The organism is Vibrio sp. (genome assembly GCF_038138445.1).
Taxonomy (GTDB): domain Bacteria; phylum Pseudomonadota; class Gammaproteobacteria; order Enterobacterales; family Vibrionaceae; genus Vibrio.
On the sequence record NZ_JAYQDQ010000038.1, the window covers coordinates 1 to 16,726 of the forward strand.

12 protein-coding genes are annotated in these 16,726 nt (G+C 43.3%); 7 read left to right on the forward strand and 5 right to left on the reverse strand.

The genetic code is table 11. From position 1 onward, the window contains the following. The coding region (locus AAFM34_RS11415) for a S8 family serine peptidase (protein WP_341662929.1) at positions 1-1,318 on the forward strand (1,318 nt) is incomplete at its 5' end. A gap of 426 nt (positions 1,319-1,744) precedes the next feature. After that, positions 1,745-3,106, forward strand: coding sequence for an anthrax toxin-like adenylyl cyclase domain-containing protein (locus tag AAFM34_RS11420; RefSeq protein ID WP_341662931.1), 1,362 nt, complete (start codon positions 1,745-1,747; stop codon positions 3,104-3,106). 211 nt (positions 3,107-3,317) lie between these two features. On the opposite strand, the gene AAFM34_RS11425 is transcribed toward AAFM34_RS11420, so the two are convergent. Genes AAFM34_RS11425 through AAFM34_RS11440 form a run of 4 tightly spaced genes read right to left on the reverse strand, consistent with a single transcriptional unit; the run spans position 3,318 to position 8,772 of the window. Next, positions 3,318-3,863, reverse strand: a complete 546-nt coding sequence (locus AAFM34_RS11425) for a GNAT family N-acetyltransferase (RefSeq protein WP_341662933.1) — start codon at positions 3,861-3,863, stop codon at positions 3,318-3,320. Between the two features lie 44 nt (positions 3,864-3,907). After that, positions 3,908-4,681: a peptidoglycan binding protein CsiV gene (locus tag AAFM34_RS11430; protein ID WP_341662935.1), complete on the reverse strand. Its 774-nt coding sequence runs from the start codon at positions 4,679-4,681 to the stop codon at positions 3,908-3,910. A gap of 52 nt (positions 4,682-4,733) precedes the next feature. Then, a complete protein-coding gene (gene mfd, locus AAFM34_RS11435) occupies positions 4,734-8,195 on the reverse strand; it encodes a transcription-repair coupling factor (RefSeq protein WP_341662937.1) in 3,462 nt (1,153 codons plus the stop codon). Between the two features lie 7 nt (positions 8,196-8,202). Beyond that, positions 8,203-8,772, reverse strand: a complete 570-nt coding sequence (locus AAFM34_RS11440) for a PilZ domain-containing protein (RefSeq protein WP_341662939.1) — start codon at positions 8,770-8,772, stop codon at positions 8,203-8,205. Positions 8,773-8,937: 165 nt separating this feature from the next. Between AAFM34_RS11440 and lolC the strand changes: the two genes are divergently transcribed. The 3 genes from lolC to lolE are packed head-to-tail and all read left to right on the forward strand — an operon-like array spanning position 8,938 to position 12,068. Continuing rightward, on the forward strand, positions 8,938-10,143 hold the full coding sequence (gene lolC, locus AAFM34_RS11445) for a lipoprotein-releasing ABC transporter permease subunit LolC (RefSeq protein WP_341662941.1): 1,206 nt from the start codon (positions 8,938-8,940) through the stop codon (positions 10,141-10,143). Then, complete coding sequence (lolD, locus tag AAFM34_RS11450; RefSeq protein ID WP_341662943.1) at positions 10,136-10,822, forward strand: lipoprotein-releasing ABC transporter ATP-binding protein LolD; 687 nt, start codon at positions 10,136-10,138, stop codon at positions 10,820-10,822. The genes lolC and lolD overlap by 8 nt, the downstream gene beginning before the upstream one ends. Before the next feature lies 1 nt (position 10,823). Then, positions 10,824-12,068, forward strand: coding sequence for a lipoprotein-releasing ABC transporter permease subunit LolE (gene lolE, locus AAFM34_RS11455; protein ID WP_341662945.1), 1,245 nt, complete (start codon positions 10,824-10,826; stop codon positions 12,066-12,068). 85 nt (positions 12,069-12,153) lie between these two features. Here the strand turns inward: lolE and AAFM34_RS11460 are convergent, their stop codons facing one another. Then, positions 12,154-12,699: a DUF2062 domain-containing protein gene (locus tag AAFM34_RS11460; RefSeq protein ID WP_341662946.1), complete on the reverse strand. Its 546-nt coding sequence runs from the start codon at positions 12,697-12,699 to the stop codon at positions 12,154-12,156. 146 nt (positions 12,700-12,845) lie between these two features. Here AAFM34_RS11460 and AAFM34_RS11465 point away from each other — a divergent pair, with 146 nt between their 5' ends. Together AAFM34_RS11465 and msbA are read left to right on the forward strand one after the other, a co-directional pair. After that, positions 12,846-14,945 carry a DNA internalization-related competence protein ComEC/Rec2 gene (locus AAFM34_RS11465; protein WP_341662948.1) on the forward strand — a complete coding sequence of 700 codons (2,100 nt, stop codon included), beginning with the start codon at positions 12,846-12,848 and terminating at the stop codon, positions 14,943-14,945. A 30-nt stretch (positions 14,946-14,975) separates the two neighbouring features. After that, positions 14,976-16,724, forward strand: coding sequence for a lipid A ABC transporter ATP-binding protein/permease MsbA (gene msbA, locus AAFM34_RS11470; protein WP_341662950.1), 1,749 nt, complete (start codon positions 14,976-14,978; stop codon positions 16,722-16,724). The last annotated feature ends 2 nt before the right edge of the window (positions 16,725-16,726 follow it).

Genomic DNA, 16,726 nt, shown 5'->3' on the forward strand with positions numbered 1-16,726 from the left:
AGCTCTTAAAAGATGGCTATGCACTGGCGGATTTATGAGGGGATCCCTCAGAGCTCAATATCCATCTTCAAGTAATCAAGCTGAGAATCAAGCAGCGTTAGATACATTAAAGCGTATTACCTTTTGGACATGGGAAGAAGAGGTCTCTTTATTATTACAAGACTATAATAATATCGACTATCACAATATAAATGCTAATTATGTTTTTAATGAACTTAACATGCATTGTTGGGGGCAGAAAATAACTGACTTCTTAGATTTGGCGACATTGTTATTATCATTTCAATCAGAAGAATATCAGAAAATCAATCAAGTTGAATTCGACCAGGCTAAGTCTACCATCAATCATCTCAGGGATACGATCAATCAGCTTGTACTCAGTGTACATCCGAGCTTTGATTTAAATTATGATACGCTTACTAACGAATATAAAGGGTCAAATATCAAAATAGCTGTGTTTGATTTATTTGATCCTGAATTGCTTGCCAAGCAAGCTGAGCACTATCCAAATGCCAATATACAAGCCATACAAAATTTTGGCGATCCGGTGCAGCTTAATCATGGCAACTCGGTGATTGATGTTATTCTTGCTATTGCACCTCAGGCCACCATTATCCCGATAAGTGCGGAGTCCAATACCTACCATCAAGCTATGGCTTATCTCGAAAGTAGAACGGATATCAACATTATCAATATGAGTCGTGCCTTTCTTGCGCGAGATAACGAGTTAGATCCACTGTTTTCGCAGCAGTTAAGTAATATTCTCAGTCGCACAATCGTCACCAAATCTCTGGGTAATACAGGCACAGACTTAGAGTCGAATGTCACATCATTAAGGCAAAGTCTTGGTTTGGGGGCGACTGGAAATTTATTTTCCTATGATTTGGCCTTAGTTAAAGCATTTTTGCCCAGTATTAACGCCTATAACGATCACTTGTTGCTGGCCATTAATCTAGACACTTTTTCTCATCAAATCGCATTAAGTGCAACGGTTCCGGGCGATAACCCTTTGGCTGTATCAACAAGTCTCAGCACACCCGCTGATGCGGTTTATACTTGGTCGACAGGCAATTTTGAATCAGGTAGCTCTTTTGCAGCGCCGCAACTCGCGGCGATAAGCGCTTTATTATGGCAGGCTTATCGAGAACGCCATCCTCAACAAATGCCCAATGCAGCCAGCAAGGTAACTAAGGCACTTAAGATAAGCACTCGTGCTTCTGATTTAGGCTCATCCAATACAGGATTAGGGCTGGTCGATGCTGATAAAGCACTAGCCTATATATTAGGACGTCATTCAAAGCAGCATTCGGCAAACTAAACGATTAACTCGCTAATGACTCGAAGAGCTTTTGACCCGACACTTATCTGGGTCACATAAGTCCTTTCAGTGTGTCCTGAATTAGCTCTTCGAATCGGACACGCGCCTTAGTCTACTTTCTTAGACGTTCTCTATTCTTTATCTTTTTTTAGATTTGTTTCTCGGCTAGCTATTCTTATCCACAGTCACGAGATGAAGCGAAATTATTTTGTTACAGATAAAGTGCCCTTACGAGAGTGATTTATATGTAATCTATTGTTCTTATTGGGACAACTACTTTTCGTTGTTGGTACGCTATTGTTACGGTTTCTAGTCAAAATCTCCGTTCAATCGATTTCATTTTTTTTCTGTTTTTTAATTATTGATAGATTGCTAATTTATATCTATCAAATCATAGGGTTTATTCCAAAAACAGAGGTGTAGTTAATGCCAAAGTTTCCAGCATCCATATCCCATATAAGTCGATTAGGTCAGACAAGGTCGGTTTCAAGGTCGGTTTCGTTGGATGGTTCCAGTGACGCAAAGTCGTTGCATGTTAGGGCAGTAGTGAATAAGAATAAGGAGTCTTCATTAACTCCGCCCCCGAAAAAACCAGAAAAAGATCCATCTAAATCTTTGCTAAAAGCACAAGGCTTTAGTGAACTGGGAGAGGATAAACCGCTAACTTCTAATCAGTTAATTGACAACATAGCCAAGAAGTCTGGCATAGTTAAAACCCATCTATTGCCACTACAACAAGTTGCTTACGAGACCCAGCAGATCATCTCTTTTCGTCCTGTGGATAGAATGTCAACTGGGCTAATAGAGGAGGGGTACCCAACGAAAGGTTTTGCCATAAAAGGAAAGTCTTCTAACCATGGGCCCCAAGCTGGCTTTATCTGTGTAGACCAAAACTTTAGTAAGCTCCATACCACACTTCAAAATGATAAGCCAAAGCTTCAAAAGCAAGTCGAAAAATACAATGCAAGCGTACAAAGCTGCTTAACCCAAGGCGATGCAGTAGCGGTTAACTTAAGCTTGTCTCAGGCCCGTCTAGATTGGTTGGAGAGTAATAAAACTATTGCGGTAGAAAAAGTACAGGATAAAGGTGATATTCTTAAAATCACTTCTGCCGGACTTGAATATAAGGCTGAGAAGAAAGGGGATAAATTTGAGATCTCACACAATGGAAAGCCTCTTAAAGTTCTTGCTGACCCAAAAACTAACCAGCCACTAACCGCAGACTACGATCTAATGTTTATTGCTCCTAAAACTGAGCACCTTGATTTGGCTAAAGAGGACAATCTACCGGTTAAGCGTGTGCATTATAGCGATGTGTCTAAAACCTATAAAAAGAGGTTTAGAGAGAAAGAAAAAGAAGAATTTACTCCTGGGCACTTTTTTGCCAAAGAAGATGAAACTAAAGGTAGCTTTGGCCAAGCAATTGGTAATGCAACACCAAGAATAGCCAAGATGATCGATAAGCTAAACTTGGCAACGGTTGGGAAAAATGGAAATCCAGTAGTTCATCATAATGCTGATTCAGGCAGTCCAGCTACCGATACAGCCGCTAATTATCCGATTACTGTATTTATGCCTGAAGGAATGGCAGGTTATAGCACTATTCATATAATAGAAAACGCAGACCAATTTACTGTGTTTGTTAAGCACGCTAAAACCCACGGTTTTTCTATTCCTACTAATCCTAAGTGGGAGCGGAAAGTTTCTCAAGCGAGGAGTCTAAGTTTTGAAGAGGCTTCTCGAAAACTTAGTACTTTTTTGCAAGCAAGGAAAATAAGTACCAATTAAACTTCCCACAAAGAGAGAGCCCCGCTATCGACGAGCTAAAAAGAGTATGTCTTCTTTAGCGTTTTATATTTTATTAAAATTTCGATGTTTGCTCCATTAATATTAGTTATATCTTTTACCCTTGTTGTGAGCTTAATTTGAATCATATTTTATGAGTAATTAATGGTAATACCTTCAGTATCTGAAGGACATCAAATGGAATTACTAGAACTTAAGACTTTGGTGGAAGGATAGCGTAAACCAAGCCTTGTTTGGGTATGCCGTTGTAGATATATCGATTGGGTGCACTGACTTCAAAACCAGCCCCGCATGACTCAGCAAGCTTTTGACTTGGCACATTATCTGGGTCACATACGATTTCGATTCGAGTGACCTTGAGAATTGAAAAGCAAAACTCAACCAATGCGTCTACCGCTTCCTTGGCGTAACCTTGCTTTTGATAATTGTCACCGAGCCAATAGCCTATGCTGGCCATATTGAAAGTGTGGTAAAGCTCATTGACCGCCACCATGCCGATAAAGGTATTATCTTTACGCGTGTAAAGACCAAACCCATAGGCTTCGGATTTTACCCAGTTTAGACGGGTGGCAAGGATAAACTTTTCTGCATCATCGAATGAAAAAGTCGGATGGCACCAGTCTATCCATCGGTGTAAACCGGGCGAGGAGAGTACACACTGAGTGAGCTGCTCGTCATCCTCTTGAGGCATCAATTTTAAAACCAATCTGGCGGTAATAATCTGATAGTCTGGTTTCATAACGCCCTTTTAGGTGAACAAACAGCATGTTAAGTTTACAACAATTATTCAGGTACGCGTCTTACTTGAATGATGATCCCAAGTAATGGATGATCCAAAAAGTGAGTTTCAGTGCTGCGCATACGTCTTTTTTGATCCATGCGGTAGCTTTTAAGAAACTGCTCTGTATGAACCCTTGGTGTGATGTTTTCCATCATACCCGCTTGCACTGTGTCATCGCCTTCTACGTTACTGATTTCAGTAAACACCAGTGGGTTGTCTTCCAGTTTCACTTCACGGGTAGTAGCCTGTTTAAGATCAAGCTGAACATCTGCATAGAGATAGTGTTCAACGTAGATTTGTAACTTGCCGTCAAGCTCATACAAAGGCCGAGAAATATTCTCCTCTGTAACGCCATCAATGACTTCGGTCCCTGTGTTTGCACCTTTAGGGCTGCCATCGGGATTAAATTGTCCAGAGAAGTCTCTCCCTGCCTTAATACGGAAAGTAGGTGCACGGTAGCGATTACCATCTCCTTGGCGCCAAGCCATATGGGTGAGAACCTCAAAGCCTGCATGATTTCTTAACTTCTTCACTTGAGGAGTCAGTTTGTATGAGGAAGCGGGCAAACGAGTGACCCCTTTTCGACTACGATAATTGGTGTCATTCAAATAGCCGACATTATCCATCGATAGCTCAGGAAGAGTATCTGGCCATGACTCGGCAGTTTGCTCCGGATTTAAGGCGCGTTTAAAAATGATCACTTCTATATCAAATTGACGCTGAGCCCATGAAGGCATAGCAACAACGAGAAGTAGTAGTGGGATCAGCTTTTTCATTGCAACTCCAAAATAAGGTGCGATCACCTTGAATTAATTAAGCCTGATCTTATCAGGCTTGTGGTAGAAGGTTATGGCGGAATTCTCCCAACATATCACCGACAAATTGAATCCGCTTACGTCTGTCCACTAATGGTACCGTAAACTTAAACTTAGTTGGGCCTTCCATTGCGAATTTTTGTGGTTGTGATTGCAATAGTTTAACTAAATAGGTCGGATTAATGTCAGCATCCGGATAGAACTCAATGAATCCACCTTTGTCATGGGCTTCAACTTTCTTCACTTTCAGGCTGCCTGCCTCAAGTTTGATTTCAGACACTGAGAGTAAGTTTTTGGTTGCGTCAGGTAAAAGACCAAAGCGGTCAATTAACTCAATTTTGAGATCTTCCAACTCTGCGGGTGCAGAGACATTTGCTATCTGTTTGTACATTGACAGGCGTGTATTAACATCTGGGATGTAGTCGTCAGGAAGCAGCGCAGGGAGGCGCATCTCGACTTCTGTTTGCTCTCGCAATAGTTCATCCAGAGAAGGTTCTTTACCCTCTTTAAGCGCTTCAACCGCTTGCTCAAGCATTTCCATGTAAAGGGTAAAGCCAACAGACTGGATTTGACCACTTTGTTCATCACCAAGCAATTCACCAGCGCCACGGATTTCTAAGTCGTGTGTCGCTAGCGTAAAGCCTGCCCCGAGGTCTTCCAGTGATGCGATGGCATCTAAGCGTTTGATCGCATCTTTGGTCATGGCTTTTGGATGGGGGGTGAGTAAGTAGGCATAAGCCTGATGGTGTGAACGACCAACTCGGCCGCGCAATTGATGTAATTGAGCCAGCCCGAGGTTATCGGCTCTGTCCATTATGATGGTATTGGCTGTTTGGACATCGATACCGGTTTCAATAATGGTGGTGCACACCAAGAGGTTAAAGCGCTGGTGGTAGAAATCATTCATGATCCGCTCAAGCTCGCGCTCGCGCATTTGACCATGTGCGACAGTGACTCGCGCTTCTGGAATCAACTTTTCTAGATCGGCTGCTACTTTTTCGATGGTTTCGACTTGATTATGCAAAAAGTAAACTTGGCCGCCGCGCATAATTTCGCGCAGAACTGCCTCTCTCACAACAGCCGTGTCGTGTTGACGAACAAAAGTTTTGATCGCTAAGCGTCTGGCTGGAGGCGTGGCTATGATAGACAAATCACGCATGCCACTCATGGCCATGTTCAGCGTTCGAGGAATTGGCGTTGCGGTGAGGGTCAGTATGTCGACATCTGCTCGCATTGCCTTCATTTTCTCTTTTTGACGAACACCAAAGCGATGTTCTTCATCAACAATTAGAAGACCGAGATCTTTAAACTTAATATCATCGGATAAAAGCTTGTGGGTTCCGACCACTAAGTCCACTTTACCTGCTTCAATATCTTGAAGGACTTGCTTTTGTTCTTTGGCGGTTTTAAAACGAGAGAGCACTTCAACCCGAATCGGTAGGTTGGCAAAACGATCTCTAAAGTTTTCAAAATGCTGCTGGGCAAGCAGTGTAGTCGGGACTAAAACTGCCACCTGCTTTCCGTTGTCTGTGGCGACAAACGCGGCCCGCATGGCTACTTCTGTTTTACCAAAGCCGACATCACCACATACAAGGCGATCCATTGCTTTGGCTTGGCACATGTCTGACATCACGGCGTTGATCGCCATGGACTGATCGTCGGTCTCTTCAAACGGGAAACCTGCCTTAAACGTGGCGTATTGGTCGCGATCGAGCGCAAATTTATACCCTGGCTTTAGCTCACGTTTAGCATAGACATCGAGCAGCTCTGCGGCAACATCACGTACTTTTTCAGCGGCGCGGCGCCGAGCTTTAGCCCAAGCTTCTCCGCCCAATTTGTGTAAAGGTGCTGATTCTTCAGCGCCTCCAGAATAGCGACTGATCAGATTCAGAGACGCTACTGGTACATAGAGTTTTGCCTCGTTTTGATATTCTAGGGTGACGTATTCGGTTTTTAAGCCACCAGCTTCAAGCGTTTGCAAACCGATATAACGCCCAATTCCATGATCGATATGGACAACGGGCTGACCTGATTTGAGCTCTGCAAGGTTACGAATAACAGCATCGCTGTTGGTGGTTTTACGATCTTTTCGGCGACGTTGAATCACTCTATCGCCTAATAAGTCACTTTCGCATATCAGCGCCAGTTGTTGATCGCCAAACAGAAACCCATGTTCTGCAGCGCCAAGGACTAACGCGAACTTACTGTCAGCCTGTATCGCCGCAGAAAAGCTATCAAACTCAACAGGGCGGAGTTTGATTGGTTGTAAAAGCTCCAATAAAGCTTCCCTGCGACCTTCGGATTCGACAGAGAACACGACCTTGCCAGCAAAAGATTCACTGAACTGACGCAGTGCGGCTAAAGGCTCTTTGTTTTGGTGCTGTGCTGCAAGTGCAGGTAAAGCTTGGATGGCTGGATTTACCCGGCCCTGCTTTTCTACGATGGCATCGGTCGATAAATGCATCTGAGGCAAGGTCTTAAAGTGACTAAACAACTCATCTTTCTTAAGCCACAGCTCTGAAGGCGGAAGTAGGGGGCGTAACGGATCGATTTTACGCTGCTCATATCGATATTCTGTATCCGACAGGAAATGATCGATCGCGCCTTCTAAATCGCCGACGGTGATCAGTTGACTGTCATCAGCGATATAGTCAAATAAGGTTTCGGTGTGCTCGAAAAATAGAGGCTGCCAGTACTCTATTCCAGCAGGCCAGATCCCTTTAGAGACTTGGACATAAACAGATTCTGGCTCTCTTCTGGTTTCAAAGCGCTGGCGCCAGCGGATGCGAAAATCTTCAATCGCGCCTTCTGAGGTAGGAAACTCATGAGCTGGGAGCAAACAGATGTCTTTAACATCTTCAATCGAGCGCTGATTTTCAGGATCAAAAGTGCGGATTGTATCGATTTCGTCATCAAAAAAATCAATCCGAAATGGATCATTAGAACCCATTGGGAAAAGGTCGAGAATCGAGCCCCTGCTTGCGTATTCTCCGGGGCCGAACACTTGGTCTACATGACGATAGCCGGATTTCTCAAGCTGAATACGCAGTTTTTCTAGAGAATAGCGGTCGCCGACTTTTACCATCAAGGTATGCTGCATTAAGAAGTCTCGAGGAGACTGTCTTTGCAATAATGTGCTGATTGGCACAATAGTGATACCCGTATTCTGGCTGGGAAGGCGATATAAACGGGCAATGCGATCAGAGATTATTTCCTGATGAGGTGAGAAACTATCGTAAGGAAGAGTTTCCCAATCTGGAAACAGTGACACTTCTTGATCGGAAAATTGCTCGACTTCTTGTAACAGCTTAAGGGCAGTTTGTGGGTCAGCAACAGCCAATAAGGTATGGCTATCATGCTGATTAGCGAGTTCAGCAACCGCAAGTGCTAGGCTAGCCCCTTGCAAATTACCGACCTGTTTTTTGTCTCCGGCTCCAGATGAACTGGCCAGATTGAAAAGTGATGTAATAGGCATAGTTAGATTATTTTTTGTCGCGATCTCTTGAGCGCTGACGGAGTAATTTCTGTTGCTGATAGAGTGCTGCTTTTATCAAAAGATCTTCGTCTTGGTCACGCAGTAAATCATATTTTATCGTGATTAGGAAATCATCACCATCTTTGTCGTTACTTTCAACGTGTCCATAACAGTAAACGGCGGTTGCAGGGTGCTCAATAAACATCTTTGCCCTGACCTTTGTTCCCACAGATAGGGCAGAATCGGCGCTGTAGCAGAATTTGCTGGCACCAAAAGACAAGGTCTGATAACGATACTGCTCGTTGTCTTGCTGAGAAAGCATAAAGGTCAAGAGCAAATTAAGCTTAGAGTTTTGCGCATCAAGTAAATCAATCACGTATTTGAAATCAATGCTCTTCATTTCAGCGCGAGCATGATCGTTTAAAATATCGAGATGACTGAACTCACTAGCGACGAGAAAAGGGGCAGGAATTTCGCGTTCGAACTGCTCATAACTTGGTAAAACCTCAGTGTCAGGTAAAGGTTCGACGTTAACGGACATTTTATGATGTACGGTAAAATATTCTTGCTCAGACATACGCAAATTCCTTAAAGCTATGTCTTGATTATCGCCATAAGCAGCAACTAATCAAGATATCTCATTGTTTCGCGCATTATTTGACGCCATTTTAGCGAATAAGGACTACAACCTAGAGCGATAAATCGTTACAGTAACAGCTATCAAACGTTTTTGGTTATAACTATGTTCCATCCTGTATCTGCCTTTATAGGTCTTCGTTATTTACGAGGACGTTCGGGTGATAGGTTCAGCCGTTTTGTGTCTTATATGTCGACAGCTGGCATTACCATAGGTGTAATGTCTCTGGTGACGGTACTTTCGGTAATGAATGGTTTCGAAGCGCAATTGAAGGGCCGTATCTTGGGTGTTTTGCCCCAGGCGATAGTTTCTTACGCTGACGGAAAAACACCGAACACTTCCCCCCCTGACTTTCTTGAGCAGCTGCCGAGCTCATCTTCACCAGAACCTATTGTTCAAGGAGAAGCGGTTATTCAAAGTGCTAATACACTATCTGCGGGTTTGTTGATCGGCGTAAAACCGAACGACCATGATCCGATAGAATCTTTCTTGGTTGCTGGCAGACTCACCTCTTTGCAGTCGGGGCAATACCAAGTTTTGATTGGCCAAAGCTTGGCGAGAGGGTTGAAAGCTTCGGTTGGCGACAAAGTGCGTCTTATGGTCACAAGCGCTAGTCAGTTTACTCCACTTGGGCGCATTCCAAGTCAACGAATCTTCACCGTGGCTGGTATTTATAATACAGGCTCTGACGTCGACTCCCAGCTAATAGTGACTCATATAGATGATGCAGTTCGTCTGCTTCGACTACCCAAAAACACAATCACAGGTTGGCGATTATTCTTTGACGACCCCTTTGTCGTTAGCGATCTTGGAAGTAAAGTGCTGCCAGACGGTTGGCAATGGCAAGATTGGCGAGACCAACGTGGTGAGTTGTTCCAAGCGGTTCGGATGGAAAAAAATATGATGGGTTTGATGCTTGGCCTTATTATTGGCGTTGCAGCGTTTAATATTATATCTGCCCTTATTATGGTGGTAATGGAAAAGCAAGCAGAAGTAGCAATATTGAAGACTCAAGGTATGACAAAGGCTCAGCTGATAGGCGTTTTCATGGTTCAAGGGGCGAGCAGTGGTGTTCTTGGATCAATCATTGGTGGTGGACTGGGTGTTTTGTTGGCCACTAATCTCAACTCTATACTCGACAGTGCTGGTGTTGCTTTGCTTTCCGTTGGAGGTCAACTGCCTGTATTAGTCAATCCTTTCCAAATCGGAACTGTGATCGTAATGGCCATTGCTCTGAGTTTATTGGCGACGCTTTTCCCTTCTTATCGTGCATCTTCTATTAAACCTGCTGAGGCTTTGAGATATGAATAACCTCCTTCAATGTCATAATATTTGTAAAACATATCGAGAAGGTTCGATTGACACTCAAGTCCTCAAAGGGGTTAGCTTTGAGTTACAAAAAGGTGAACTGGCTTCGATCATTGGCTCATCAGGGTCTGGTAAAAGTACCTTGCTGCATATTCTGGGGACGCTTGATGATGCAACCGAAGGAGAGGTGAGTATTCTTGGGCAGAATATCGCGTCTTTAAATTCGAATAAGCAAGCTAGGCTTCGTAATCAGCACCTTGGCTTTGTTTATCAATTTCACCATCTTTTGGCCGATTTTAGCGCGTTAGAAAATGTCGCCATGCCGCTTTTGATTGGCGGAGAAAAATCAACTAAAGCCAAACAGACCGCTAAAGCTTTACTTGATAAAGTTGGATTAAGTCACCGTTTGGACCATCGGCCTTCCGAGCTTTCTGGGGGAGAGCGCCAACGTGTTGCGATAGCTCGTGCGCTTGTTAACAATCCCTCTTTAGTGCTTGCTGACGAACCAACGGGCAATCTCGATTACCAAACGGCGCTATCTATTTACGATCTAATGCGCGAGTTAAACCAAGAATCAGGAACGGCATATCTGGTGGTAACTCATGATGGCGAGTTAGCCGCAAAAATGGATAAGCAGTTACACATGCAAGATGGTTTGCTGCTTGATGTGGAGGGAGTCTAGTGTGTTTTCTTCATTATCACTATTAATTGGTAGCCGTTTTAGCCGTGCCAAGCAGCGAAATAAAATGGTGTCGTTCATTTCTTTGTCGTCCACTATCGGTATCACAGTTGGCGTCGCAGTTATCATCATAGGACTGTCAGCAATGAATGGCTTTGAACGAGAGCTAAAGGATCGCGTTCTATCCGTGATTGCTCATGGTGAGTTTGAAGGAGTGAGAGGGCCTATCTCCGATTGGCAGTCAGTGATGGAGCAAGCTGAAAAGCACCCCAAAATTGAAGCGGCGGCTCCCTATGTAACTATTACGGCGTTAGCTGAAAAAGGCAATAAGGTTAAGGCGCTGGAAGTTCGTGGAGTCGACGCAGAGTTAGAATCTAAAGTGTCTAGTATCAGCCGCTATGTGGGTGGCAAGGCGTGGCAGAATTTTATGCCGGGCAAACAACAGGTGATTCTTGGGCAAGGAGTGGCTGAGTACTTAGGAGTGTCAGAAGGTGATTATCTTACTCTTATGATTCCTACAGCGGGTTCAACCACTCGAGTACAAGCGCCGAAGCGAGTTCGAGTGAAGGTCGCTGGCTTGCTCAAACTCAATGGGCAGATTGACCATAACCTTGCAATAGTGCCTCTAAAAGATGCTCAGAAATACGCTCAGCTTACAGATGCTGTTACTGGCGTGTCCTTGAAAGTTTTTGATGTGCTCAATGCGACGCAAATTGTTCGTGAAGCAGGTAATACTCTAAATGTTTATGTTTATCTGCGCAGCTGGCAACAAGAATATGGTTTCTTGTATCGAGACATTCAACTTGTCCGGACGATAATGTATTTAGTCATGGTTCTCGTAATAGGTGTTGCCAGCTTTAACATAGTATCGACGCTAATGATGGCGGTGAAGGATCGTGCTGGAGAAATTGCGATATTAAGGACTATGGGAGCGACAGATGGTTTGGTTAAGCGGATTTTCATTTGGCAAGGCGTTTTTTCTGGTGTCCTAGGTAGTGTTGTCGGTAGCGTATTCGGTGTTTTAGTCGCAGCTAATTTGACTTACCTTATCAAGCTTCTGGAAAAAGCGCTTGGCCATCAATTTCTTTCTGGGGATATATACTTTGTTGATTTTCTTCCCTCCCAAATTGTCTGGACAGACATAGCGCTTGTGTCAGGAACGGCGATTATCTTAAGTTTACTTGCGACTTGGTATCCGGCTTCTCGTGCATCTAAACTGAACCCAGCTTTAGTCCTAAGTTCTAAATAAAAGCACAAAGATTAAAGGGCCACTTGGGCCCTTTAATCTTTGTATGACATGTAAGTTTCACCAAATCTAAAAACTCGTCGCAAGCCTAATTTTTGCGCTTTCCTTTCTTTAGTAACCTACCTAATCTAATTTTTCTTTGCTGCCAGCTTCTTACAACAGAATAGCGCCAAAGTGCCTTGATACCGAAGTACCCAGCAATGGCTGAGACAATACCACAAATCATACAGCCGAGTATGAAGGGAGGACCAATGGTGCTCATCTGCTGCATGATAAAGTCCCACGATAACTCGAAATGAAAAGGCTGGGGAGGGGTATGCATTACCAAGGCGCCGACTTTATAAGCAAAGTAAAACAGCACGGGCATGGTTATAGGGTTGCTTACCCAAACTAGAGCGACAGACAAGGGAAGGTTGACACCACATACAATCGCTAAACCTGCCGACATAATCATTTGGCTTGGTAAGGGTACGAAAGCCATAAACAAACCAACGGCAAATGCCCCTGAAGCAGAACGACGATTTAGGCACCAGAGGTTAGGGTTGTAAAGCACATTACCAAAAATTTTCAGTGCTTTCTGGCGCTTTATGACCTCATGGTCAGGCATAAAACGTTTTATGAGTTTTCTTGGCATAGGGAAATATGACTCTCTTTTTTAATTACTGGACACTCATTTCGTTTTGTTTCCTTATCTCAACCGCCCAGTTTTGGTGGACTGTGCCATCATGGCCATGGGTGTTTCCCTGCGTATTGATCCTGATACTCAGTATAAGGTTAAAATTGCTAAGATGGTGTGTTGGATTACTCATTGCTTTACTGATACTCATAATACACAGCAACTTTTTACGCCATCAGCAAGAAGTACTTTTCCAAGACGGACCAAATATTACCATAAATGCGAAGGTTAACAGCCTTTTTAAGCAAATAAGTCATGGTTTTCAAGGCAAAGTTACTGTGACCGCTATTAATGGAAATGCTATTCCAATTTCTTTTAGACCAAGCATAAGGTTGGTGTCACTAATAAAACTTGTTCCGAATGACAAGATCCGAGCAAAAATTAAACTAAAGCCCATTACGGGATACCTGAACGATGTCGGCTTCGATGCTGAAAAGTTTGCTTTGCAGCAACGTATTGTTGGTCGAGGTAGCATAGTTGCAGGTCACAGCTATTGGATTCGAAGTAGAGAATCTGTGCGTTTTTCATGGCTCAATCAAGTAAAGAAATCGGTAGATACGCTGGTGAGTAAAGGAATAATACTTGCTTTGACCTTTGGTATAAGGGATGAACTATCCATAAAGATTCAAGGTCAACTCAAAGCCAGTGGACTCAGTCACTTAATTGCGATATCTGGACTGCACGTCGGGATTGTTTTTTCTATTGGTTGGCTTGTAGGAAAAATGGTCTTTCGGCTCTTCTATCGTTGGAGAAATACTCCGATGATTATCGCTATTATGTCTAGTGTGTGTTACGCATGGCTGGCAGGGTTTTCCATTCCTACGCAAAGGGCAGTTATTGCTTGCTGTTTGGTATGCATATTGACAATGTCTTCAAATCGAGTGCCTCCTAGTTATCAATGGTTACTCATTCTATGCGTCTTACTATTTGGGGACCCTTTTTCAACGGCGTCGATGAGTTTGTGGCTTACCATGTGGGCGGTTGCAGTGATTTTGATTTTTTCAACGCAAAAAAGTACTCATTTATCCTATTGGAAGAAAGCGGTGACACTTCAGGTTGCTTTGCTTGTAGGAATGATGCCAGTGATAGCCTTGTTTTTTCACGGTGTTAGTTTGAGTAGCTTTATTTACAACCTTGTATTTGTAACATGGTTCAGCTTTCTTGTGGTGCCAATATCTCTCACAGCACTTATGTTGGATATTGGTGCTAACGTCACTTTCCTTTGGGATTGGGTAGATTTGTCAATTCAGCCTGCGTTATATGCTTTGAGTTTTGCTGAAGAAACTTGGCTTGCTTTATCCAATGAACAAGTGATTTTGTTATGCTTTCTTCTTTCACTATTTTTGATCGCTCCCTATCTGAATAAGTGTGGGAACAGCCTTTCGCTTCTATGTTTATTAGCTGTTTTAATCGAGTGGAGGGTCAAGCCAATATGGCAGGTCTTTGTGCTTGATGTTGGTCATGGATTGGCCATAGTGATTAAACAAGGTAGAGAAGCCATTGTTTATGATACAGGTATTGCTTGGCAGGAAAGCAGTATTGCAGAGCAAGTCATTACGCCTTTTCTTCACTATCACGGTGTACGCAAAATACAGAGCCTGATTTTATCGCACTCAGATAAGGATCATGCTGGTGGTATGGCCTCTATCATCGAGTATTGGAACCCTGAACATGTAATAAGTAGTCAGAAGTTAATGGGTGGTAAGGCGTGTCTGGCTGGGGGAAAAATGACTTGGCAAGCTTTGCAGATAGAGTTTATATGGCCAAATAATGTTGTGCCCAGAGCTTATAACCCACATTCTTGCGTTGTTAGAGTAACTCAATCAAACAGTAAACGAGCCATACTGTTAACTGGTGATATCGACGCTGTTGTAGAGTGGATATTGGTCAGGCAACCCAAGTTATTGCGTAGCGATGTGCTCATTGTGCCTCATCATGGTAGTCGGACGTCATCAAGTATTCAGTTTATAAAAGTGGTTGGTCCAGATTTCGCAATAGCATCTACAGCCAAAATTGGAAAATGGCAGCTACCAGCCCAAACCGTCGTTGAAAGATACAAAAAATCGGGTGTAGCTTGGTTAGATACGGGAAGCTATGGGCAAATTACTATCAGCTATTATGACTCGAATTGGCAAGTCGAGCCATTAAGAAAAGGGAAAGGGCAGTCTTGGTATAGGCAGATGCTACGTAACGGAGTAGAATAGTGAGCATATTATTTTAAGATAAGCTCTTCTATGTCTCCAAATCAAGATGAAACAACATGGCAAACCTTTAAACGCCTTTGGACTTATATTCGCCTATACAAAGCTGGCCTTTCAGTTGCCGTTGTTGCTCTGATTATTAATGCTGCAGCTGATACCTATATGGTTTCGCTATTGAAGCCTCTTCTCGATGAAGGCTTTGGTGATGCAGAGTCAAATTTCCTTCGGGTCCTACCTTTCATCGTGTTTGGTATGATGCTTTTAAGAGGCGCGAGTGGTTTTGTTTCTTCCTATTGTCTGAGCTGGGTGTCGGGCAATGTCGTTATGCTGATGCGTCGCCGGATTTTTAGCCAGTTTATGCATATGCCTGTCTCCTATTTTGATAAAGAATCTACAGGGGGATTACTGTCTCGAATTACTTATGATTCTGAGCAGGTCGCTGGTGCTACGAGTCGTGCTTTGGTGAGTATTGTTCGAGAGGGAGCGAGTATAATAGGCTTTCTTGTATTAATGTTTTGGTATAGTTGGCAGTTGTCTCTAGTCCTTTTTATTGTCGCTCCGATTGTCGCATGGGGCATCAGTGTTGTCTCAAAACGTTTTCGTAAAATATCCAAAAATATGCAAGACACTATGGGTCATGTAACTGCTTCAGCAGAGCAAATGCTCAAGGGGCATAAGGTTGTATTGAGCTATGGCGGTCAAGACGTGGAGCGCGAGCGGTTCGATGTTGTCAGTAACCAGATGCGCCAGCAGTCAATGAAGCTGGTTGCCGCTCAAGCGATTGCCAACCCAGTCATTCAGATTATTGCCTCTATCGCTTTGGTTGTGGTGCTATTTTTGGCCAGCGTAGATTCAATCAAAGAGCAATTGACACCAGGTACGTTTACGGTCGTATTTTCTGCGATGTTTGCTCTGATGAGACCTCTTAAAGCATTAACAAATGTAACGTCAGATTTTCAGCGTGGTATGGCAGCGAGTCAGACTTTATTTGAGCTAATGGATCTAGAAACCGAGCAAGACAAAGGGACGTATGAGATTGATAAAGCTCATGGTGAGTTAGCGGTAAAAGAGGTTACGTTTACTTATAATGGGAAAGATGCGCCAGCTCTGCGTAAGGTTAGTTTTGACGTACCTCAAGGAAAAACGGTGGCACTTGTTGGTCGGTCTGGATCAGGAAAAAGTACCATAGCAAATCTATTTACACGCTTTTATGATGTAGATTCTGGATGTATTGAACTTGATGGTCATGACATTCGAGATTACAAATTGACTAATCTACGTACTCATTTTGCTTTGGTATCCCAAAATGTGCATCTATTCAACGATACCATCGCGAATAATATAGCTTATGCAGCAACGCAAGATTATAGCCGTGAACAGATTGAACAAGCAGCGCACTTGGCTTATGCCATGGATTTTATTGAAAATATGGAACATGGTCTTGACACGGTAATTGGCGAAAATGGTGCTAGCCTTTCAGGGGGACAGCGTCAAAGAATCGCAATTGCGAGAGCATTGTTAAGAGATGCGCCTGTTCTGATCTTGGATGAAGCAACATCAGCACTAGATACTGAATCTGAGAAAGCTATTCAGTCTGCGCTAGATGAACTGCAAAAAAACAAGACTGTACTCGTTATTGCTCATCGCTTATCAACTATTGAAAGTGCAGATGAAATTCTGGTTGTTGATGAAGGTGAAATCATAGAACACGGTAATCACACTAGCCTACTAGAAAAAGATGGGGCATATGCTCAGTTGCATAGAATTCAGTTTGGTGGTTAAAC